We start from the raw sequence: 21,566 nt of genomic DNA, 5'->3' as shown, positions 1-21,566 counted from the left end.
TGGGGACCTCCGATAGTGCGGCCGGTTCCGCGCAACGGGTGACGGCTCCGGCCGTGATCGAGCTGGGGACCTCCGATGGTGCGGCCGGTTCCGCGCGGCGGGTGACGGCTCCGGCCGTGATCGAGCTGGGGACCTCCGATGGTGCGGCCGGTTCCGCGCAGCGGGTGAGGACTCCGGCCGTGATCGAGCTGGAGCGGCTCCCCGTCGACGGCCGCTCCGGGGCGGCGCCGTTCGCGCTCTCCGCCGTGCTGCGGCCGGGCGCGGTGACGGTGCTGACCGGGCCGAACGGCTGCGGTAAATCCACTGCGCTGCAAGCGATCCTCGGTCTCGCCGAGCCCGGCTCCGGCCGGGTGAGGGTGGACGGCACCGAGGTGGCCGCGCTCGACCTCGAGCGGTGGTGGGCCCGGCTGGCCTGGCTCCCGCAGCGTCCGGTGCTGGTGCCAGGCACCCTGCGCGAGAATCTGGAGTTGCTCGGCGCCCACCCCGTCGATCTCGACGCCGCCTGTGTGGCAACCGGTTTCGACGCGGTGCTCGCCGAGCTCCCGAACGGCTGGGAGACCGTCGTCGGCGCAGGCGGTGCCGGGCTCTCGCTCGGCCAGCGGCAGCGGCTCGCGCTCACCAGGGTGCTCTCCGCGGATCGCCCGGTGCTGCTCCTCGATGAACCCACGGCCCATCTCGACAGCGTCAGCGAGGCCGCGGTGCTCGCCGCCCTGCGCGAGCGGGCCGCGGCGGGTGCCACCGTCGTCGTGGTCGGGCACCGGGAGTCGGTGCTCGCCGCGGGCGATGTGGTGGTCGAGGTCTCGGCGCGGGTCGCGGAGGTGACTCCGTGAGCGCGCCGCCGCGGGCCGCGCACACAGCCCCGGAGCGGACGGGCGCCATCCGACGCCTCCGCACCGACCTGCGCGACCTCCGCGAACTCCTCTCCTGGAACCCCTGGCGCCTCACCACCGCCATCACCTGGGGCGTCCTCGCCCTTGGCAGCGGCCTCGCCCTGGCCGCCCTCGCCGCCTGGCTCATCGCGAGGGCCTGGCAGATGCCCCCGGTCCTCGACCTCACCGTCGCGGTGGTCGCCGTCCGCGCCCTCGGCATCTCCCGCGGCCTCTGCCGCTACCTGGAGCGCCTCGCCACCCACGATGTCGCCCTTCGCGCCCAGAACACGGCCCGTACCGCCACCTACCGCACCCTGGCCACCTCCACCACCTGGCTGCGCCGCCGCGCCCGCACCGACACCACCGTGCTGCGCCGCGGCGACCTGCTGGTGCGCATCGGCGCCGATATCGACGACCTCGGCGCCGTCGTGGTGCGCGCCGTCGTGCCGTGCGCGGTCGCGCTGGTCCTCTCGGCCGCCGCCGTGCTGCTGCTCGCCCTGCTCGCCCCGCCCGCGGCCCTGGTCCTCGCCGCCGCGCTGCTGGTCTCCGCGCTGCTCGCGCCCTGGCTCGCCGCCACCGCGGCCGCCGACGCCGAGCGCGCGGTGCGCGCCGACCGCGCGGAGTTCACCGCCCGCGCCGTCACCGTGCTCGACCACGCCCCCGAACTCCGCGTCGCGGGCCGCCTCGCCGAGGCCATGGCCGCCGCGGGCGCCGCCAGCACCCGCGCCGTCGCCGCCGAGGACCGCGCCGCCTCCCGCAGCGCGTTCGCCGCCGCCGCGCTCCCCGCGAGCATCGGCGTCAGCGTGCTCGGCGCCCTGCTCACCGGCCTGGCGATCTACGGCCCCACCGGCGGTACCCCCGCCGGTATGAGCCCGATGGCGCTCACCATGCTGGTCCTCATCCCGCTCTCCGCCTTCGAGGCGGTCGCCGCGCTACCCGCCGCCGCCCAGGCCCTCACCACCGGCCGCGCCGCCCTGCACCGCCTCCGTGCGCTGGACCCGTCTCACGACACACCGGTATCTGGAGTCGACTCGGCCCGTCCGCCTCACGACCCGCGCTTCCCCGAACGCCCCCGCGACGCCAGGCGAATCGCCATCATCGGCCCCAGCGGCGCGGGCAAGACCACCCTGCTCATGCACTGGGCCGGCCTCCTCGGCACCCCCGAACCCGGCACCACCTTCTTCGCCGAGGACGCCCACCTCTTCAGCACCTCCATCCTGGAGAACCTCCGCGTCGCCCGCGGCGACGTCACCGAGCCCGAGGCCACCGAGGCACTGCACGCCGTCGGCCTCGGCGACTGGCTGGAAACCCTCCCCGACGGCCTGCGCACCACCCTCACCGGCGGCGCCGCGGCCGTCTCCGGCGGCCAGCGCCGCCGCCTCCTGCTCGCCCGCGCCCTGCTCGCCCCCGCCGACGTCCTGCTCCTCGACGAACCCACCGAACACCTCGAGGCCGAAGCCGGCGCCACCCTCCTCCGCCGCCTCCTCGACCCCGAGAGCGGCCTGATCGCCCCGAACCGCACCGTCGTCGTGGTAACCCACCAGTTGCCGGAGACCCACCGCGCCGACCTCGTCCTGCACCTTTCCGCCCTCGGCGAAAACCCGTTGCCGGTTTCCTGAACCGCCACTACATTCGGATGTACACGAGGAAGGAGGTGGTTCCAAGAATGCATAGTTCAAGGACACGTGAGGTGGCTGTCAGCTAGCGCCACCGCTGCGGGAATTCCCGACCGCGTTGCGCGCGAGCGAATTCCAGGCAGTCACCCGGCCCCCGAGCCCCCGGCCAGTCCGTCCGGGAGCGGCACCGACCCAGTCGGCACCGCACAGCTCGGGGGTCGTCCCTTTTCCGGACCTCGCCGCTACGCTGGTGCCATGCCTCCCGATCCGCCTGGCGGATTCATCGTCGAGGATTTCGTGCGGCTCGACGGGCTGCCCCGGCACACCGAGCTCATCGACGGTCGCCTCAGTGTCAGGAGTCCGCAGGAGAAGTGGCACAGCCGTGTCGTATCCCGATTTCTGCGAGAGCTCGACCGCCAAGCGCCGCCGCAGTGGCGTGCCGACCGGGAGATGACGGTGAAACTCGGCGCCAGGCAGATGCCGGAGCCCGACGTGGTCGTCGTGAGCACCGACGCCTACGAGCGCGAGGCACCGTCCACCCACTACTTCGCCGCCGACGTCGTACTCGCCGTGGAGGCGGTCTCACCCGACTCGGAGGAGCGCGACCGCGACACGAAACCGGTCAAGTACGCCAGGGCGGGCATCCCGCACTACTGGCGGATCGAACGCCGCGGCTCCGACGCCGTCGCCTACCTCTACGAGATCGACCCGGCGACCGACCGCTACAGCCCCGCCGGCATCTTCCACGACCGCCTGCGCACCTCCGTGCCGTTCCCGATCGATATCGACCTGACCGAGGTCGGCAGGCGCGGCTGAGTCAGCCGACGTAGCGCTGCAGGCGAGCCGAGAGCCGCGGCTGCAGGGGCCCGTCGGCGACGACCCGCTCCTCGACGTAGGCCAGGTCACCACCCTCGACGATGCCGTAGAGCCGCTTGGCCCCGCCGACGACGATCCCGGACTGGCTGCGGATCACCACGTCGGTGGCGAGCTCCCAGGAGGACTGGGTGAGCGCGTGGCCGTAGAAGAGCTCGACGATGCCGTTGCTGTGCGTGAGCAGCAGCTCGATGACCTCGTCCTTGCCGTCCACCCCGACCCGCCAGAAGCCGGTCTCGCGCAGGTCGGCGCCGCCGTAGCCGCCGTCGTTTTCGATGAACCAGGAGCGGGATTCCCAGGCGAGGTACTCGCCGCCGTCGTGCGAGACCACGATCTGCTGGCCGAACCGGTAGTCCCCGCGGCTCGGCTCGTTGCCCTCGCCCTCGCCGCGCCACACGCCGACCATCGGGAGCAGCGCCAGCATGGCCGGGTTCAGATCGGGGCCGAGGCGCAGGTTCGCGGTGTCGTCGGGCAAGGGGAGATCGGGCAGCGCCGGAATGTTCCGGCCGCTGGTCGACTTGGCGCGCTCGACCGCACCGGCCACGGCTTCGTCACCGCTGAGCCGGGCGGACGGCGCCGCACCGTTCTCCGTGTTACTCGCTCGCTCGGCCGGATCCGGACCCTCGCTCGCGAGTTCGCTCATGATTCGGTGAACAACCGGTAGAAGACGTACAGGCCGAACCATCCGATCAGGATGGACACGGCCACCAGCAGAAGCTCGAAGAAGAGGACCACGGCCCGAGTCTATCGGCCCGGCGCCGAGCCCGCGCGGACGGCCCCTGACATGCGGACGGCCCCCTGGGCGAACCAGGGGGCCGTCCGGCACGCGTCACTTGGCGACGGTCACGTCCACGTTGTGGATCCCGGCGCCCTCGGGCGCGACCTCGACCGAGCCGTTGCCGGTCGAGGAGAGGGCGCGCAGCGTCCAGCTGCCCGGCGCCGCGAAGAAGCGGAAGTCGCCGGTGCCGGAGGCCACGACCTCGGCGGTGAAGTCACCGTTGCCGTCGAGCAGCCGCACGAAGGCGCCGCCGACCGGCTGGCCGTCCTCGGCGAGCACGCGGCCGGTGATGACCGTCTCCTTCTCGACGTCGACGCCGGCCGGGATGTCCTGTCCCTGGGTGGGTGCTGAGCACATGGTCGTCACGCTCCAAGCTCGATGGGGGCACCGATGAGCGAGCCGTACTCGGTCCAGCTGCCGTCGTAGTTCTTGACGTTCTGGTGGCCGAGCAGCTCCTGCAGCACGAACCAGGTGTGCGAGGAGCGCTCCCCGATCCGGCAGTAGGCGATGGTCTCCTTCTCGCCGTCCAGCCCGGCCTCCTTGTAGAGCTCGGCCAGCTCGGCATCGGACTTGAAGGTGCCGTCCTCGTTGGCCGCCTTGCTCCACGGCACGTTGATGGCGCCGGGGATGTGGCCGGGGCGCTGGCTCTGCTCCTGCGGGAGGTGCGCGGGGGCCAGGATCTTGCCGGAGAACTCGTCGGGCGAGCGCACGTCGACCAGGTTCTTGGTGCCGATGGCGGCGATGACCTCGTCGCGGAAGGCGCGGATCGTCAGGTCCGGGGCGGCGGCCTTGTACTGGGTGGCCGGGCGGCTCACCGCGTCGGTGGAGAGCGGACGGCCGTCCAGCTCCCACTTCTTGCGGCCGCCGTCGATCAGCTTGACGTTGTTGTGGCCGTACAGCTTGAAGTACCAGTACGCGTAGGCGGCGAACCAGTTGTTGTTGCCGCCGTACAGCACGACCTCGTCGTCGTTGGCGATACCGCGCGCCGAGAGCAGGTCGGAGAACTGCTCCTGGTTCACGAAGTCGCGCCGGACCGGATCCTGCAGATCCGTCTTCCAGTCGAGCCGGACAGCGCCCGCGATGTGGCCGCCGTCGTAGGCGGAGGTGTCCTCGTCGACCTCGACGAAGACGACGCCGGGGGCGTTGAGGTTCTCTTCGGCCCAGTCCACGGAGACCAGGACATCGGAGCGAGCCATGTGCACTTTCCTTTCAACGAGACGTGCAGGGTCAGTTCGGTGCCGGGGTCCGGCGAAACCGGGCCACCAGCGGATAGATCCGGCAGCCGAGGCAGATCCCGAACGCGGCGTTCAGGAACGCGGCGAACAGGGCGAAGCCGGTGAAGATCACACCGACGAGGGGGGAGCCGGCCAGGAAACCCAGCAGGCCGGCGGCGCTGAAGACCAGGCCGAGCAGTTGGGCGAAGCGCAGCGGCGCCGCCGGTTCGGTCTCGGTGGGCGGGCCGACCCGGGGCGCGACCACGGCGCGGAAGATCCGCCCGTAGGGGCTGTCCTTCGGGCCGGTCGCCGCGCCGACGGCGAAGACGACGGCCTGCGCCGCCAGCACGAGCGCCGCCGCGAGCGGGGCGAAGGCCGTGAGCACGAGGACGAGCACCAGCACGGCGCTGGTGATCCAGGCCGCGAAGCGCGGGCCGCGGACGTCGACCACGTCGGGGGCGGTACGGGTGGGGGTGACCTCGGAAACCATGGGAATCTCCTGCGCGTGCGGTCTGTGGCGGATCGGGTTGGGATCGGGCCCGCTCACCGGGATCGAGAGGATCTCTCGCGCGGTGAGCGCAGGTCGGCATCAGGAAATCTGAGGGGGCCGACCGCTCAGCGGCACAGGCAGCAACAACCCCCGAGCCGACACAGATCGACCGTGCGGCGTCGGGTGAGCATCAGCTCGTGGTCGGATTGCACGACATGCAGTTTACCGGGTCCGGCAGGGGATTCGTCGGGAGACCCTGGATATCGGGGTTTCCGGCCAGGTCAGAGTTACTTCACGCGGTGAGCGGAACCAGCGCCGAGCGCAGCGCGTCGGCCTTCGGGACGCCGGAGATCCGGAAGCGCTCCCTGCCCTCGGCGTCGAAGACGAAGGTGGTCGGCAGCGAGAGCACGTTCAGCTCGCGGGCCAGCGCGGGCTCGGCGTCGATATCGACCTCGATGTCCTGCGGGGCCTGCGGCGTCGCCGCCAGATCCTCGGTGACCCCGGCCACCACCCGGCGCACCGCCGCGCACGGCCCGCACCACTCGGCGGAGAAGTGCAGCACCGCGGGGCCCGCCCCGGTGACGCCGACCTCGGCGAGCAGCTCGGTGCGCTTGTCGGTCGCGGAGCCGGGGCCGGTCGCGGCCTTCGGGGCGGCGTCGCGGAGCTTGCCCTCGCGCGCCCGCAGCACCAGCCCGGCCGCGAGGGCGGCGAGCAGGACCACAACCAGAACGACGATCTCGATCATGACGGCTTTCTCCGGGGACGGGCGGGCGGCGGGAGCCGATCAGCGGCGCCCGATACCGAGCCGATCGAGATCGATCGTCACGTTCTCGCCGCGGCCCTCCACCACGATCTGCCCGCCGAGCGCGAACGCCTCGGTTGGCCGCACGCCGAAGGGCAGCTCCTCGGTGTCGATGGTACGGGTGAAGCGCTCCAGCACCGCCGGGCGTTCCGCCTCGGGCACCACGGCGGTCGGGGTGGCGTCGGAGAGCGTGCCCCGGTACATGCCGGTCGCCACGATCCGCACCTGATCGCCGTCGAGCAGCAGATCGGCCATGACGCTGACCTTCTCGGCGTCGGTGCCACCGAACGGGCTGCCCGAGCCGCCGGTGCGCTCGGGCAGCGTTCCGGTGAGCACCAGCGCCCCCGCAGTGGTCATCCCGGAGCCGCCCGAGCCGCCGGTGCCGTCCGACTTGTCCGCCGGCCTGGAGTGCACCTGCAGGTCCGGGATGCCGAAGAGCCTGCCCAGCTCGGTGGGCTCGATCCGCATCCTGGTCGCCACCCGCTCGACCGGGATATTGCGCACCCGGCCGTCGGAGAGGTCGCCGAGCTCCAGGTGCACGCCGGTGAGCGTGGCCTCCAGCGCGATCTCGCCGGGCAGGTCGGGGCGCTTGGCGCTGGCCCTGATGTCGACCGTCTCGAACCGGCCGTCCAGCGCCTGGGCGAAGAACGGGAAGCCGTGGATGGTGACCTCCGGGTCGGCGCTCAGGTCGGCGCCGTCGCGGAGCGTGCGCGACACGCGGTACTCGGTGTAGGCGGCGACCCCGAAGTCGGCGACCACCACCAGTCCCGCGAGTACCAGCAGCCCGATGATCAGCTTGCGCATGGCTCGACCCTAGTCGCGGCGGCCCGGCGGGTCCCCGCTCCGGTGCCTCCGCACCCGGTGAACCCGGACTATCGGGGCCGACGCGCTAATCTTTCCCCGGAATCACCTGTGATGATGCGATGTGGACCCGGCGAAGCGGCCGGGGAGTCCGCGCGCCAGAGATGGAGGAGGGCTTGTGGAGCTGCTCCTGCTGACCTCCGACCCCAACCCCGAGTCGGTGCTGCCCTCGCTCGCGCTGCTCGCGCACCACGTGCGCCCGGCGCCGACCGAGGTCTCCTCGCTGCTCGAGGCCGGAACCGCCGATGTCGCCCTGGTGGACGCGCGCACCGATCTGGCGGCCGCGCGCGGCCTGTGCCGGCTGCTCGGCAGCACCGGCTCGTCGGTGCCGGTCGTCGCCGTGCTCACCGAGGGCGGGCTGGTCGCGGTGAACGCCGACTGGGGCCTGGACGACATCCTGCTGCCCGGCACCGGCCCGGCCGAGCTGGACGCCAGGCTCCGGCTGCTGGTCGGCCGCAACGGCGGCGCCGCCAGCCCGGAGAACACCGGCAAGATCACCCTCGGCGAGCTGGTGATCGACGAGGGCACCTACACCGCGCGGCTGCGCGGCCGCCCGCTCGACCTCACCTACAAGGAGTTCGAGCTGCTCAAGTACCTGGCCCAGCACGCGGGGCGGGTCTTCACCAGGGCGCAGCTGCTGCAGGAGGTGTGGGGCTACGACTTCTTCGGCGGCACCCGCACCGTCGACGTGCACGTCCGGCGGCTGCGCGCCAAGCTGGGCAGCGAGTACGAGTCGCTGATCGGCACCGTGCGCAATGTCGGGTACAAGGCCGTGCGCCCGTCCCGCACCGCGGCCAAGGGCGAGCCCGCCTTCCCGGAGGAGGGCGAGCCCGCCGCCGACGACACCCCGCTCGCCCCGGTCAACAACGGCACCGCGCCGTGACCGGCTGGAGCGACCGGCTGGACGAGCCGACCGCGGCCGCGGTGCGCGCGCTGCTGGCCGCGGCGACCGCGGCGGACGGCGTCGCGCCGGTCTCCGAGGCGGCCGTGCTCTCGCTCGCCGACGCAGGCGCCGGGGCGCGGCACCTGGTCTCGCTGCACGGCGGCGAACCCGCCGGATACGCGAATCTCGTTCCGGCGCACGGTGATCACCCGGCCATGGCCGAGGTCGCCGTCGCCCCGGCCGCGCGCGGCCGCGGAATCGGATCCGCCCTGGTCACGCAGGTGCTGGCGGCGGGAGGGGCGGGGGCGCGGGTGTGGGCGCACGGCGACCTGCCCGCCGCGAAGGCGGTCGCGGGGCGGCTCGGACTGCGCACCGCGCGCGAACTCTGGCAGATGCGGCGGCCGCTGGCTACGCCGGAGCTACCCGAGCTGGTCGTTCCGGACGGCATTGTGCTGCGCACCTACCGCGGCCCGGCCGGCGATGCCACGGCCGACGACGCCGAACTGCTCCGGGTGAACAACGCCGCGTTCGACTGGCATCCCGAGCAGGGCGGCTGGACCGAGCGCGATATCGCGACCAGGCGCGCGGCCGGCTGGTTCGACCCCGATGGCCTCTTCGTCGCCGCCGACGCCGCCGATCCGGAGCGGCTGCTCGGATTCCACTGGACCAAGGTGCACTCCGACGAGGAGCCTCCGGTCGGCGAGGTGTACGTGGTCGGAATCGACCCGGCGGCGCAGGGCAGGGGGCTCGGCAGGCTGCTGACGCTCGCCGGGCTGCACCACCTCCGCGCGCGCGGCCTCGGCGAGGTGCTGCTGTACACCGAGGCGGACAACACCGCCGCCGTCCGCACCTACACCAGGCTCGGCTTCGCGCCCGCGCACGTGGACGTCGCGTACGCCGCCCCCGTCGCCTGACGGCCACCCGCGAGACGTCCCAGTAAACGCGCGGCAAATCACGCGCCCGGCCCCCGCGCCCGCGCCGTTGTGTTCATTTGCCGTTCACTCAGCCTGGTCCAACTGTCAACCGGGTGACCTTACGTTGTGTACGGGCAGCTCAGTGGCTGCCCTGGTGCGCAAGTTCCCCGCGAACGTCCCGCACCACACCACCCGCTCGGCCGGTGAGGGACCGGGCGTGTCGCACGTGATTCCGGAGGAATAGTGAAGTTCAAGCGCAGCAGCGCCCTTGTCGGTGTGCTGGCCGCAGGGGCCATGGTCCTTTCCGCCTGTGGTAGCGATGACAACACCACGTCCGAGAACACCGGTTCGACGGTCGACGTCGCCTGCGGTGGCAAGGAAGCGCTGAAGGCCAGCGGCTCCTCGGCGCAGAAGAACGCGATGGATCGCTTCGTCGCCGCCTACGAGGCCAACTGCGACGGCTCGACCCTGAACTACACCTCGAGTGGTTCCGGTGCGGGCGTCAACGAGTTCATCGGCGGCCAGACCGACTTCGGCGGCTCCGACTCGCCGCTGAGCGAGAGCAAGGGCGAGGTGGCCAAGGCCGCCGATCGCTGCGGCGGCGCCCCGGCGTGGAACCTGCCCACCGTCTTCGGCCCGATCGCGGTTACCTACAACATCGACGGCGTGACCAACCTGGCGCTGGACGGCGCCACCGCCGCCAAGATCTTCAACGGCACCATCAAGACCTGGGACGCCCCGGAGATCAAGGCGCTGAACCCGGGCGCCACGCTGCCGTCCGCCCCGATCGCGGTCATCTTCCGCTCGGACGAGTCCGGCACCACCGACAACTTCCAGCTCTACCTGGACGCCGCCTCGAACGGCGCGTGGGGCAAGGGCACCGGCAAGGCCTTCGCGGGCGGCGTCGGCGAGGGCGCCAAGGGCAACGAGGGCACCTCGGCCGCGGTGAAGAACACCAAGAACGCCATCACCTACAACGAGTGGTCCTTCGCCAAGTCGCAGAACCTCTCCGTCGCGCGGATCGTCACCTCCGCGGGCCCGGAGCCGGTCGAGCTGACCAGCGCCTCCGCCGCCAAGGCGATCGACAGCGTGAAGATCAAGGGCCAGGGCAACGACCTGGTGCTCGACGTCTCCTCGTTCTACAAGCCGACCGCGGCCGGCGCGTACCCGATCATCCTGCCGACCTACGAGATCGTCTGCTCGAAGTACGCGGACGCCGACACCGCCACCGCGGTCAAGGCGTTCCTGACCTCGGCGATCGGCAACGGGCAGGACGGACTGGACGCGAGCGGCTACGTGCCGATCCCGGATCAGTTCAAGACCCGCCTGACCACCGCCATCACCGCGATTTCCTGATCGAGTAGGCCATGACCGTGCACCCTGAGGTGTCCGCCGAGGGCTCGTCCACCGCGACGAGCCCGACCGCGGGCGGAGAATCATCGTCCATGACGAAGTCGCCGAGCAACGAGCCCGGCCCCGGCCGGACGAAGAAGGCGTCGAGCCAGCGCATCGAGGTCCTCTTCCGTTCGCTGGCGACGGCGGCGGGCGCGACCATCGTGGCCGCCATCGCGCTGATCGCGCTGTTCCTCCTGATCCGCGCGGTGCCATCGGTCATGGCCAACAACGTCAACTTCTTCACCAGCACCGAGTTCAACACCACGAACGCCGACGACCTGCGCTTCGGCATTCGCGACCTGTTCATGGTCACCGTGCTGAGCTCGATCTTCGCGCTGGTGATCGCGGTGCCGATCGGTATCGGCATCGCGCTGTTCCTCACCCAGTACGCGCCGAAGTCGGTGGCGCGCCCGTTCGCGACGCTGGTCGACCTGCTCGCGGCGGTGCCGTCCATCGTCTTCGGCCTCTGGGGCTTCCTGGTGCTGGCTCCGCAGATCGAGCCGGTGCAGACCTTCCTGAACGACAAGCTCGGGTGGTTCTTCCTCTTCTCCGACGGCAATGTCTCGCTGGCGGGCGGCGGCACGATCTTCACCGCGGGCGTGGTGCTCGCGGTGATGATCCTGCCGATCATCACCTCGGTGGCCCGCGAGGTCTTCAACCTCACCCCGCGGGCGCACATCGAGGCCGCCCAGGCGCTCGGCGCCACCAAGTGGGAGGTCGTCCGGATGACGGTGCTCCCCTACGGCCGCTCCGGTGTGATCGCGGGCTCCATGCTCGGCCTCGGCCGCGCGCTCGGTGAGACCATCGCGGTCCTGGTGGTGCTGCGCACCGCGTCGCAGGCGGGCAACTGGTCGCTCTTCGACGGCGGCTACACCTTCGCCTCCAAGATCGCCTCGGCGGCCTCGGAGTTCAGCGCGCCGCTGCCGACCGGTGCCTACATCGCGGCGGGCTTCGTGCTGTTCGCGCTGACCTTCGTCGTCAACGCGCTGGCGCGGGTCGCGTCCGGCGGAAGGGTGAACGGCTGATGACCACCACGCTCGACAAGCCGATCAAGGCGCCCACCTTCCGGGCGATCAGCACCGGCCGCAGGATCAAGAACCACGTCGCCACCGGCGTCGTCGCGCTCTGCTTCGTGATCGCGCTGATTCCGCTGGTCTGGGTGCTCGGCCTGGTCGTCTCCAGCGGCATCGAGGCGGTGCTCAGCTCCGACTGGTGGCTGAACTCGCAGAAGGGCGTGCTGCCGGACCAGACCCGCGGCGGCGTCTACCACGCCATCTACGGCACCGTCGTGCAGACCCTGATCGCGGCGGTCATCGCGGTGCCGCTCGGCATCATGGCCGCGGTGTTCCTGGTCGAGTACGGCCGCGGCTGGCTCGCCAGGACCACCACCTTCATGGTCGACATCCTGGCCGGCGTCCCCTCGATCGTCGCCGCGCTCTTCATCTTCGCGCTCTGGATCGCCACCCTCGGCTTCCCGCAGAGCGCCTTCGCGGTCTCGCTCGCCCTGGTGCTGCTGATGCTCCCGGTGGTGGTGCGCAGCACCGAGGAGATGCTCAAGCTGGTCCCGGACGAGCTGCGCGAGGCCTCCTACGCACTCGGCATCCCGAAGTGGAAGACGATCGTGAAGATCGTCATCCCCACCGCCCTGCCCGGCATGATCAGCGGCATGCTGCTCGCGCTCGCCCGCGTCATGGGTGAGACCGCTCCGGTGCTGGTGCTGGTCGGCTACAGCAAGTCGATCAACACCGACGTGTTCGACGGCAACATGGCCTCGCTGCCCCTGCTCATCTACCAGGAGCTGGCGAACCCCGAGCCGGCCGGCCGGCTCCGGGTGTGGGGCGCGGCCCTGACGCTGATCCTGCTGATCGCGCTGCTCTACGCGGCGGCCGCGGTCGTGAACAAGCTGCTCACGCGGAACCGATAGAGGCGGAACGAGAACAATGGCCAAGCGTATCGACGTCAAAGACCTGAACATCTTCTACGGCAAGTTCCACGCCGTCGCCGATGTCGCGCTCACGGTGCTCCCGCGCAGCGTCACCGCCTTCATCGGCCCCTCCGGCTGCGGCAAGTCGACCGTGCTGCGCTCGCTGAACCGCATGCACGAGGTCACCCCGAACGCCAGCGTCCAGGGCGCCGTGCTGCTCGACGGCGAGGACATCTACGGCTCCCAGGTGGACCCGGTCGGCGTGCGCCGCACCATCGGCATGGTGTTCCAGCGGCCGAACCCGTTCCCCACCATGTCCATCCGGGACAATGTGGTGGCCGGGCTCAAGCTGCAGGGCGTCCGCGGCAAGAAGGAGCTGGACGAGGTGGCCGAGCAGTCGCTGCGCGGCGCCAACCTCTGGAACGAGGTCAAGGACCGCCTGGACAAGCCGGGCGGCGGCCTCTCCGGCGGTCAGCAGCAGCGGCTCTGCATCGCCCGCGCCATCGCCGTCTCGCCCGACGTGCTGCTCATGGACGAGCCCTGCTCGGCGCTCGACCCGATCTCCACGCTGGCGATCGAGGACCTGATCACGGAGCTCAAGAAGGAGTTCACCATCGTGATCGTCACGCACAATATGCAGCAGGCCGCCCGGGTGAGCGACCAGACCGGCTTCTTCAACCTGGAGGCCCAGGGCAAGCCCGGCAAGCTGATCGAGATCGACGACACCGAGAAGATCTTCTCGAACCCGTCCAAGCGCGCCACCGAGGACTACATCTCCGGCCGCTTCGGCTGATCGGCCCGCGACGACGAAGGCCCGCGCCATCCGGCGCGGGCCTTTCGCGTGTCCCGTTCGGGCTCGCCCGGCACGGCGGCCGGGCGAGCGGGCGGGGGCTACTTCTCGTCGGAGTCCGCGGGGAGCTCGCCGGTGACCAGGAAGACCACCCGGCGGCCGATCTCGACGGCGTGATCCGCGAAGCGCTCGTAGTAGCGGCCGAGCAGGGTGACGTCGACGGCGGCGGCCACGCCGTAATTCCAGTCCCGGTCCATGAGCAGGGTGAAGAGGTGACGATGCAGGTCGTCCATCGCCTCGTCCTCCTCGTTGAGCTCCAGCGCGCGCTCGGGATCGCGGGTCGCGAGCACCTCCTTGGCGCTGGCGCCCATGCTCACCGCGATCCGCCCCATCTCGGCGAAGTAGCCGTTCACCGCCTCGGGCAGCGCGTGCGCGGGGTGCCTGCGCCTGGTCACCTTGGCGACGTGCTGGGCGAGCGCGCCCATCCGGTTCACGTCGTTCACGATCTGGATGGCGCTCACCACCTGGCGCAGGTCGCCCGCGACCGGGGCCTGCAGGGCGAGCAGCGCGAAGGCGCGCTCCTCGGCGTCGGTGATCATCTCGGTGATCCGGTCGTCCTGGGAGAGCACCTGCTCGGCCAGCCCCAGGTCGGCCTGCAGCAGCGACTGGGTGGCCCGCTCCATGGCGGTGCCGGCGAGCCCGGCCATCTCGCCGAGGAGATCGGCGAGATCGGCCATTTGCTCGTTGTAGATGACACGCATGGGCAGTGACACTAGTGTCCGCGATTTGCCACGTCACCAACGACGGGTGAATGGCGGGTGCCACACCCGGCTCGGCGCACTCCCGGCAAACGGCTACTTGCAGGTGTCGTCGGCCGCGTTCATGTGCTCCAGGTCGGAGGGGAGCGCGACCGGGGCCGCGCTCGCCGGGGTGCCCAGCGGCACGCTCGGCAACGTGGTCCCGACCGGGGTCGGCGGCACCACCGTGCCCGCGTAGCTCTCGCCGAGCACCAGCTCGACGATGCTGCCGAGCTCGTCGGCGCGCTCCAGGCTGGCGCCCGGGATCGAGCTGGCGACCGTGGCCGCCTCCGCCTCGTGCCCGGTGGCGTACCTGACCCGGGTGGTCGGCGAGGTGCCGCCCGAGTAGTTCGAGGTGGTGTAGATGCCGAAGCCCTGCGTGCTCAGCTTGGTGGCGGTGCGCTGCGCAGAGCCCTCCATCCCGGAGGCGTTCGAGACCTGCACCGAGACGATGCTCGGATCGACGGCGGTGAGCTTGTTCGCCGGCTCGGCCGGCGGCGGCTCCGCCTCGGTGGTGATCTCCGGCGCCTTCTGCTCGCCGGGCAGCGGCTGGTCGTCGATGACGGCGCGGAACAGCGCCTTGATGTCGGTGTCGCGCGGGATCTCGTTGCCGTAGGAGGTGGTGCCCGCGGTCGGGATGGTCAGGAAGGTGACCGCGCCCGCGCTCATCTTCTGCAGCGAGCGGCCCAGCATGAGCAGGTCCTGGCTGCGCACATTGTCGACGAAGGTGTGGCTGGTGAAGGCGGAGACGAAGCCGTTCATCTTGCCCGGGTCGAGCAGCACCTTGCTGGAGAGCGCGCCGCGCAGCAGCGAGGCGAGGAACTTCTGCTGCCGGTTGATGCGGTCGTAGTCGCTGCGCTCCTCGCCGTAGACGTGCCTGGCGCGGACGTAGTTCAGCGCGGTCTGGCCGCTCACGATCTGCTTGCCGGAGGTCTCGAGCACGGTGCCGAGGGTGTCGTCGATGATCGGCTTGGTGCTGCACACCTCGACGCCGCCGACCTGGTCGACCATGGCCTCGAAGCCGGCGAAGTCGATGCCGATGAAGCGGTTGATGCTGAGCCCGCTCATCTTGCGGACCACGTTCACCAGGCAGCGCGGGCCGCCGAGCGCGTATACCGCGTTCAGCTTGTCGCCCATGGCGGAGGGGAAGGTCTCCTGGGTGTAGGTGCCGTTGTCGTTGTCCCAGCCCTGGCACTGCGGGCGGGTGACGTCGAGGTCGCGCGGGAAGGAGACGACGACCACGCGGGAGCGGTTCTTGGGGATATTGACCAGCATGACGGTGTCGGCGCGGGCGCCCTCGGCGTCGTCCAGGGTGCCCGCGCCGATATCGCCGTTCACGCCGGCCCTGGTGTCGGTGCCGACGATCAGGAAGTTCTCGTCGCCGAGCTGCAGGTCCGAGTCGAGCACGTCCTCCGGGTTCTCGTCCAGGGCGTTGACCTGGGTGAAGCCGCTGTCGGTCGCGCGCAGGTAGCTCCAGCCGCCGCCGGTGGTGAGCAGGGCGAGCACCGCGACCGCGGCCACCGACGAGCGCAGGGCGAGCCGGGCCCGCTTGTTCTTGACGCCGGTGGCGCCCGCTTTCCGCGGGCCGACCGAGCGCGGCTTCTCCTGCGTGCGCGTTTTGCGGCCGCGCGCGGCGCCGCTGGTCTTGGGCCAGGCGTCGCCGGGGCGCTGCTCCGGCTCCGGCTCGATCGGCGGGATCTCCTCGGTGACGTCCTCGGCCGGTTCGTCGGCGACCGGGCCGCGCGGGGCCGCCGGGGGTTTGCGGCCCTTCTCCGGTCGCGGCCGGGCCGGGGCCGCCGGTGCCTGGCGGTGCACGCGGGTGGAGTCGGCGGCGGGTTCGGGGGTGGGGCGGGCGTCCGGTTTCTCGGCGCGGCCGGGGGGAGGGGCGGGTGCCTGGCGCGGGGGTTCCTCGCGGGCGGGCGTCTGGCGCGCAGCGGGCCGGGCGGGTTCGTCGCGGGGAGGGGCCTGACGTCCGGCCGCTCGCGCGGGTTCTTCCCGGGCGGGTGCCTGGCGCCCCGCCGGGCGGGGAGGCTCGTCGCGGGCCGGGGTCGCGCGCTGGGGAGTCTGCCGCCGGGCGGGCTCGTTCGCCCCGGGCGCCTGGCGGCCGGGGGCTGCCCGCCCGCCCGCGCGGGGCGCCTCCGCGCCCGGTCGCCCCGGGGCCTCCTGCCCGGCAGCACGGCCGGGTTCGTCCCGCCCGGGAGCACGCCGCCCGCTCGCGGGCCGCCCCGGATCACTGGGCCGCCCCGGGACGGGCGCGGAACCCGCGATATCCCCGGCGACCGCCGAACCACCCCGGGTCCGCGCGGGCGGCTGCTCCCGCCGCTGCGACCCGCTCGGCCGCCGCTGCTCACCCGGTGCCTCCGGCCGCCGCCTGCGGGCAACCCGCTCGCTGTCGACCTTCTGCACCAGGTCGTGCACGGTGAGCGGAGCCGACGCCGACTCGTCCCCGTCCTCCGAGTGCCTGGACCGGCGGGACGAGTGTGCGCCGTCCGCCTCGGGATCGCTGCCCGCCGGGTACCGCTCCCACGGGGGGCGGCCCCCCGGACGTGGCGAACGCCCCTGCCGATCGTCAGCCACCTACGAACCTCGCTTTTCCCGATCCCTGCTGCCGCATCAGGCCGTGTCGACCGGCGTGACCGATGCGGCAATGATAACGATTACGCCACGGCAAGCCACTTCTGCCGCACGGAACCATCAACCGCCACTGTGCATGACGTCCGCGGCATGCGGAACCGCCGGGTCGTCGGGGTCGTCCAGCCAGCCGTGCGGCAGCGCGACCTTGCCCGGCGAGCCCTGCCGGCCGCGCGGCCCCTCGGCATCGCGCGGGAAGGGCGCGTCCCGGTCGAGCTGCTCGACCAGCGCGGCGAGCTCGGTGAGCCGGGAGACGGTCGCGAAGGCGCGCCGCAGCTCCGAGCCGACCGGGAACCCCATCAGGTACCAGGCCATGTGCTTGCGCAGGTCGCGCATGGCCTTGTCCTCGCCGTCGTGGTCGGTGAGCAGCGCGCCGTGCCGGTACAGCACCTCGCCGACCCGGCCCAGGTTCGGCGGCTCCGGCATGGGCTCGCCGCGCAGCGCCGCGGCCAGCTCGGCGAAGAGCCACGGCCTGCCCAGGCAGCCGCGGCCGACCACGACGCCGTCGCAGCCGGTCTCCGCCATCATCCGCACCGCGTCGGCGGCGGAGAAGATATCGCCGTTGCCGAGCACCGGGATGGTGGTCACGTGCTCCTTGAGCTTCGCGATGGCCGACCAGTCCGCCTGCCCGGAGTAGCGCTGCGCGGCGGTGCGCGCGTGCAGCGCGACGGCCTTGGCGCCCTCGGCCTCGGCGATCCGCCCGGCATCCAGGTAGGTGTGGTGCTCGTCGTCGATGCCGATCCGGAACTTCATGGTCACCGGAACGCCGTAGGGCTCGGCGGCGCGCACCATGGCCCGGACGATCTCGGCGTAGAGCGAGCGCTTGTAGGGCAGCGCCGCGCCGCCGCCGAGCCGGGTCACCTTGGGGACGGGGCAGCCCAGGTTCATATCGATGTGGTCGGCCCAGCCCTCGCCCGCCACGATCCGCACCGCCTCGGCCAGCGTCTTCGGGTCCACCCCGTATAGCTGCATGGACCTGGGGTGCTCGTCGGCGTCGAAGGACATCATGTGCAGCGTCTTCTCGTTGCGCTCCACGATCGCCCGCGCGGTGATCATCTCGCAGACGTACAGCGAGGTCGCGCTGCCGAACTCGCGGCAGAGCTTGCGGAAGGCCAGGTTGGTGATGCCCGCCATCGGGGCGAGCACCACCGGCGGATCGACCGGGTAGGGGCCGATCCGCAGCGCGTTGCCCGTTGCTGCCGCGGTCGCGGCTTCCAGCGTCGTCACGGCTACCAGTGTGGCACCGCCGCCGAGCCGCCCGCCCCGGCCGGGGCATCCGGGGCGGGGAATATCGGGAACGCGAACGCGCCGCCCGGACGGATCCGGACGGCGGCGGGGGTTCGCGGTGTCAGCTGCCGGTGGTGGCCAGCTCGCGCTTCTTGGCCTCGCGGGCCAGCATGCGGTCGCGCTGCTCCTCGAACTTGACGACGTCGGCGCCGAGCTTCTCCAGGAACTTCGCGAGCCGCTCGCGGACCTCTTCACCGCGCGGGCTGAAGTCGTCGCGCTCGAAGATCTGCCACTTCTTCAGCACCGGGTTGACCACGTCCTCGAGGTGCTGGCGCAGGTCGTAGATGCCGTGCTTGGCCATCAGCACGCCGTTGCGGCGGAAGTTGGGCATGCCCGCGCCCGGCATCTGGAAGTTCTCCAGGATCAGGGTGATCGCGTCGAGCGCCTGGTCGGGGGAGAGGTCGAGCGCCGCGCCGCAGAGGTTGCGGTAGAAGATCATGTGCAGGTTCTCGTCGGCGGCGACGCGCTGCAGCATGCGATCGGCGATCGGGTCGTCGCAGACCTTGCCGGTATTGCGGTGGCTGACCCGGGTGGCCAGCTCCTGGAAGGTCACGTAGGCGACCGAGTGCAGGAAGCCGGCGTCGGCCTCGGTGGGCGAGGCGAAACCGTTGGTCATGTGGATCATCCGCGCCTCTTCGAGCGCGACCGGGTCGACACCGCGGGTGACCACGAGGTAGTCGCGCATCACGATGCCGTGGCGGTTCTCCTCGGCGGTCCAGCGCCCCACCCAGGTGCCCCAAGCGCCGTCCTGCGAGAAGTTCTCCGCGATCTCCCGGTGATAGGAGGGGAGATTGTCCTCGGTCAGCAGGTTGGTGATCATGGCCGCCTTGGCGACCTCGCTCAGCTGGGACTGCTCCGGATCCCAGTCCACACCGCCCATAGCGGCGAAGTTCCGGCCCTCGTCCCACGGCACGTAGTCGTGGGGGTGCCATTCCTTGGCCATGGAGATGTGCCGGTTGACGTTCTCTTCGGCAACCGGCTCCAACTCTGTCAGAAGCTCGAGTTGAGTCAGATCCCTTGCCATAGTGTCGTGTGCCCTTCTCAGTCGGTGCGTGCGGTCGTTCGGGACGTTTTCCACGGTAGACCGAAGCCGATGCGGCCATACCTTACGGCACCGTAGGTGTGATGCGAAACGCATCCGGAGCCGCTGTCCGCTATCGTCCGGCCGCTCTGGCCACGTCCGTGCCGACCCCCCGAGCGAGGGGACGACCACCCGATTCTAGGGGCCGGGAACGTTCCGTGGACTATCGTCCGGCGGCCCGCGCCGTTAGCTGGCCGTGGCCCGGGTTACAGCGGGCGAGCTGGGCTCTCACCGGATCCGGCGCGGTGCTCGCCGGGCGCGGGGCCGTGGTGAAGTGGCGGTATCCGCCTGGCATCGGCGGAATTCGGCGGCGCGTGGCTGCCGCGCTCGCCGCCGAACGCGGGAGCGATCTTGCTACCCGCCGGTAGCTTTTGCTGGCGCTGCGCCCGCCCCGGCGCGGCCGGAGTGCTTCTGGCGAGATAAGGCAAATGTATAGAGGTGGCTGTGAATCCTGCTCGTGCCGCCGGGAGGCGGTCGGGTACTGTGTCCAGCCGAGCCCCTTTAGCTCAGTTGGTAGAGCTGGTGACTTTTAATCACTAGGTCGTAGGTTCGAGTCCTACAGGGGGCACCGCGCTCCACCGGGTTCCCGCCGGTCAAGGGCAGTTGACCGCTCCGCTTCCTTCGCTTCGACGTGCTTGCCTCGGAATGACGGGCATCACATCTTCTCCGCGATGGGAATCGCTCCGATATTCGCGGTTCTTCCGTCCGGAAGCCGTTGCGCGGGTCCGAGACCAACCGTGCGCGAGGGGATTCCGCAGGTGGCGCGAGCCGCTCCGGTAACGGGGCGTCGGGCGGCGGCGATCGGTTTCGGGGCTTCGCCGACCCGGCTTCGCCCCCACGCCGGCCCGTGCCTATTATCGAAACATGTTGTCCAGCAAAGCCTTTGGATTTGCGGGGGGAGACAGCCGGGCGCACGGGGGCGCCCGGAACGGATCAGGAGCGCCGGTGCGGCGCCGGAAACCGGCCGCCCGGAGCTGTCGGGCCGACGGCCGGGTACCTGTTCCGCGCGGTCCGAAATAGCGGTGAGTTCGCCACCTATAACCGATTGCGGACTGTTTGCCGGAATGCGAATTCTGGCGATCGTGGCCACAGACCCCTCGGTTTGCCACGTGCCGGATGCGGTTTCCGGGTACGGTGACGGCCTGGTGAAATTCGGGAGAAACACCGCGCGCGAGCGGATCGTGATTGATTCGGGATGTGCTCGGCTCTCCCGGGCCGCGCCGCGATCGGGACCCCCGATCGCGGTACCGCTGGAGTCGAACGCCGCAGGAGGAGGCCGATTCGAGACGAAAAACGCCCGGATGCGCACCCCCTGCGGCGCACCCGGGCAGAGGAACTATACCAGCTGGTGTGTTTCGAGTTTCACGGCAAGTTTTCGTACCCAGAGTTTGTAATTGGGCGAAAACCCAGGTTGAAGTGTAAACAAGAGTCGTCATTATGCGCTGCCGGTTTCTTCCCAAGGGGGGTTAGCCAGCGGCGGCGAGTAAGCTTCGGAGGCGTTTCGAGCATGGCACGGCAGCAAGAGCGGGCCCGCCGGACACGTGCGGCGATCATCAGGTCCGCCGCCGTTGAATTCGGGAAGAGCGGCTACGCCGCGGCGTCGCTCAATCGGATACTGGAAGGGTCGCGGGCGACCAAGGGGGCGATGTACTTCCATTTCGACTCCAAGGAGGATCTGGCGCGCGCCGTCCTCGACACGGCGATCGAGCGGTACCGCGCGTCCGCCGAACGTTGGCTCGCCCGAACGGATCTCGGGCCGCTCGACGTTCTGCACGGGATGATCGACGAGATGGCGCTCCGGCTGCAGCACGACATCATCGTGCAGGCCGAGTACCGGCTCATCATCGAGCCCGATTTCTACCGCGACGTGCAGACCGGCGGCAGCCGGATCATCGGCCGCGCCACCAAGACCCTGGCGGTGCGCGCGATGGAGCAGGGGCAGCTGCGCGCCGACGCCGACCCGGACCGCTTCACCCGGACGCTGGCCGCCGCGCTGGCCGGCCAGCGGTACCTGATCGACGTCTTCGGCGGCGGGATCGATCTGCGCTCGCGGTTCCAGGAGGCGCTGGAGGTGGTGATCGACTCCATGGCCACCCCCGAGTGGGCGGAGAAGTTCCACGGCAACGGCTGGCAGGCCTCCGCCCGGCTGGAAGAACTCGGATTGGGTGTCTGACCAGCCGGTTTGGGAATCCGAGGCGGTCTGTCATAAGCTATGCAAGCTCCCAGCGGACAACGTTGAAGCCGATCCGGAGAGATCCGGAACGAGCCCCCTTCGTCTAGCGGCCTAGGACGCCGCCCTTTCAAGGCGGTAGCGCGGGTTCGAATCCCGTAGGGGGTACGGCCTTCGGGTCGTTGGTAGCA

At 71.0% G+C, this 21,566-nt stretch carries 19 protein-coding genes, 2 tRNA genes and 1 pseudogene; 12 read left to right on the top strand and 10 right to left on the bottom strand.

The features are described 5' to 3' along the window. Window positions 1-179: 179 nt before the first annotated feature. The 3 genes and pseudogenes from AB0H71_RS13390 to AB0H71_RS13380 form a co-directional block, all read left to right on the top strand. Window positions 180-830: pseudogene (locus tag AB0H71_RS13390) on the top strand (ATP-binding cassette domain-containing protein); the annotation flags it as partial. A 47-nt stretch (window positions 831-877) separates the two neighbouring features. Next, entirely contained in the window at window positions 878-2,488 is a 1,611-nt protein-coding gene (locus tag AB0H71_RS13385; RefSeq protein ID WP_357020362.1) for an ATP-binding cassette domain-containing protein, read from the top strand. A 252-nt stretch (window positions 2,489-2,740) separates the two neighbouring features. After that, window positions 2,741-3,301, top strand: coding sequence for a Uma2 family endonuclease (locus tag AB0H71_RS13380; protein WP_357019253.1), 561 nt, complete (start codon window positions 2,741-2,743; stop codon window positions 3,299-3,301). Window position 3,302: 1 nt separating this feature from the next. On the opposite strand, the gene AB0H71_RS13375 is transcribed toward AB0H71_RS13380, so the two are convergent. The 6 genes from AB0H71_RS13375 to AB0H71_RS13350 all read right to left on the bottom strand — a co-directional run bounded on the left by AB0H71_RS13375 (window position 3,303) and on the right by AB0H71_RS13350 (window position 7,446). Beyond that, the gene (locus AB0H71_RS13375) at window positions 3,303-4,001 is read right to left on the bottom strand and encodes an FABP family protein (protein WP_357019250.1); all 699 of its coding nucleotides are present in this window, start codon (window positions 3,999-4,001) and stop codon (window positions 3,303-3,305) included. A 186-nt stretch (window positions 4,002-4,187) separates the two neighbouring features. Then, window positions 4,188-4,493, bottom strand: coding sequence for a DUF1416 domain-containing protein (locus tag AB0H71_RS13370; RefSeq protein ID WP_357019247.1), 306 nt, complete (start codon window positions 4,491-4,493; stop codon window positions 4,188-4,190). Window positions 4,494-4,498: 5 nt separating this feature from the next. Further along, on the bottom strand, window positions 4,499-5,332 hold the full coding sequence (locus AB0H71_RS13365) for a sulfurtransferase (RefSeq protein WP_357019244.1): 834 nt from the start codon (window positions 5,330-5,332) through the stop codon (window positions 4,499-4,501). Between the two features lie 31 nt (window positions 5,333-5,363). Then, on the bottom strand, window positions 5,364-5,840 hold the full coding sequence (locus tag AB0H71_RS13360) for a DUF4395 domain-containing protein (protein ID WP_357019241.1): 477 nt from the start codon (window positions 5,838-5,840) through the stop codon (window positions 5,364-5,366). A gap of 292 nt (window positions 5,841-6,132) precedes the next feature. Then, complete coding sequence (locus AB0H71_RS13355; RefSeq protein WP_357019239.1) at window positions 6,133-6,585, bottom strand: thioredoxin family protein; 453 nt, start codon at window positions 6,583-6,585, stop codon at window positions 6,133-6,135. A gap of 39 nt (window positions 6,586-6,624) precedes the next feature. After that, window positions 6,625-7,446 carry an LmeA family phospholipid-binding protein gene (locus AB0H71_RS13350; RefSeq protein ID WP_357019236.1) on the bottom strand — a complete coding sequence of 274 codons (822 nt, stop codon included), beginning with the start codon at window positions 7,444-7,446 and terminating at the stop codon, window positions 6,625-6,627. A gap of 175 nt (window positions 7,447-7,621) precedes the next feature. Between AB0H71_RS13350 and AB0H71_RS13345 the strand changes: the two genes are divergently transcribed. From AB0H71_RS13345 to pstB, 6 genes are all read left to right on the top strand, one after another. Next, window positions 7,622-8,386 carry a response regulator transcription factor gene (locus AB0H71_RS13345; RefSeq protein ID WP_357019233.1) on the top strand — a complete coding sequence of 255 codons (765 nt, stop codon included), beginning with the start codon at window positions 7,622-7,624 and terminating at the stop codon, window positions 8,384-8,386. Further along, on the top strand, window positions 8,383-9,300 hold the full coding sequence (mshD, locus tag AB0H71_RS13340) for a mycothiol synthase (protein WP_357019230.1): 918 nt from the start codon (window positions 8,383-8,385) through the stop codon (window positions 9,298-9,300). The genes AB0H71_RS13345 and mshD overlap by 4 nt, the downstream gene beginning before the upstream one ends. A 243-nt stretch (window positions 9,301-9,543) precedes the next feature. Continuing rightward, entirely contained in the window at window positions 9,544-10,656 is a 1,113-nt protein-coding gene (gene pstS / locus AB0H71_RS13335; RefSeq protein ID WP_357019227.1) for a phosphate ABC transporter substrate-binding protein PstS, read from the top strand. 11 nt (window positions 10,657-10,667) lie between these two features. Further along, window positions 10,668-11,720 (top strand): phosphate ABC transporter permease subunit PstC, encoded by a 1,053-nt coding sequence (gene pstC, locus AB0H71_RS13330; RefSeq protein ID WP_357019224.1) that lies wholly within the window; start codon window positions 10,668-10,670, stop codon window positions 11,718-11,720. Beyond that, window positions 11,720-12,619, top strand: coding sequence for a phosphate ABC transporter permease PstA (pstA, locus tag AB0H71_RS13325; RefSeq protein ID WP_357019222.1), 900 nt, complete (start codon window positions 11,720-11,722; stop codon window positions 12,617-12,619). Before pstC ends, pstA begins: the two co-directional genes overlap by 1 nt. Window positions 12,620-12,635: 16 nt before the next feature. After that, window positions 12,636-13,412 carry a phosphate ABC transporter ATP-binding protein PstB gene (gene pstB / locus AB0H71_RS13320; RefSeq protein WP_067647266.1) on the top strand — a complete coding sequence of 259 codons (777 nt, stop codon included), beginning with the start codon at window positions 12,636-12,638 and terminating at the stop codon, window positions 13,410-13,412. A gap of 98 nt (window positions 13,413-13,510) precedes the next feature. Here pstB and phoU read toward each other — a convergent pair whose 3' ends face one another. The 4 genes from phoU to AB0H71_RS13300 form a co-directional block, all read right to left on the bottom strand. Next, the gene (gene phoU, locus AB0H71_RS13315; protein WP_357019219.1) at window positions 13,511-14,170 is read right to left on the bottom strand and encodes a phosphate signaling complex protein PhoU; all 660 of its coding nucleotides are present in this window, start codon (window positions 14,168-14,170) and stop codon (window positions 13,511-13,513) included. 93 nt (window positions 14,171-14,263) lie between these two features. Next, on the bottom strand, window positions 14,264-16,783 hold the full coding sequence (locus tag AB0H71_RS13310) for an LCP family protein (protein ID WP_357019215.1): 2,520 nt from the start codon (window positions 16,781-16,783) through the stop codon (window positions 14,264-14,266). A 117-nt stretch (window positions 16,784-16,900) separates the two neighbouring features. After that, on the bottom strand, window positions 16,901-18,055 hold the full coding sequence (gene dusB, locus AB0H71_RS13305) for a tRNA dihydrouridine synthase DusB (protein ID WP_357020359.1): 1,155 nt from the start codon (window positions 18,053-18,055) through the stop codon (window positions 16,901-16,903). A gap of 130 nt (window positions 18,056-18,185) precedes the next feature. After that, a complete protein-coding gene (locus AB0H71_RS13300; RefSeq protein WP_357019212.1) occupies window positions 18,186-19,148 on the bottom strand; it encodes an acyl-ACP desaturase in 963 nt (320 codons plus the stop codon). Window positions 19,149-19,700: 552 nt separating this feature from the next. Between AB0H71_RS13300 and AB0H71_RS13295 the strand changes: the two genes are divergently transcribed. The 3 genes from AB0H71_RS13295 (at window position 19,701) to AB0H71_RS13285 (ending at window position 21,543) form a co-directional block, all read left to right on the top strand. Next, a tRNA-Lys gene (locus AB0H71_RS13295) sits at window positions 19,701-19,773 on the top strand. Between the two features lie 939 nt (window positions 19,774-20,712). Continuing rightward, window positions 20,713-21,378, top strand: a complete 666-nt coding sequence (locus AB0H71_RS13290) for a TetR/AcrR family transcriptional regulator (RefSeq protein WP_357019209.1) — start codon at window positions 20,713-20,715, stop codon at window positions 21,376-21,378. Between the two features lie 92 nt (window positions 21,379-21,470). Beyond that, window positions 21,471-21,543, top strand: a tRNA-Glu gene (locus tag AB0H71_RS13285). Window positions 21,544-21,566: the final 23 nt, after the last annotated feature.

This window comes from Nocardia sp. NPDC050697 (assembly GCF_040654395.1).
Lineage (GTDB): Bacteria > Actinomycetota > Actinomycetes > Mycobacteriales > Mycobacteriaceae > Nocardia.
This window is presented reverse-complemented; position numbering and strand designations above follow the sequence as displayed.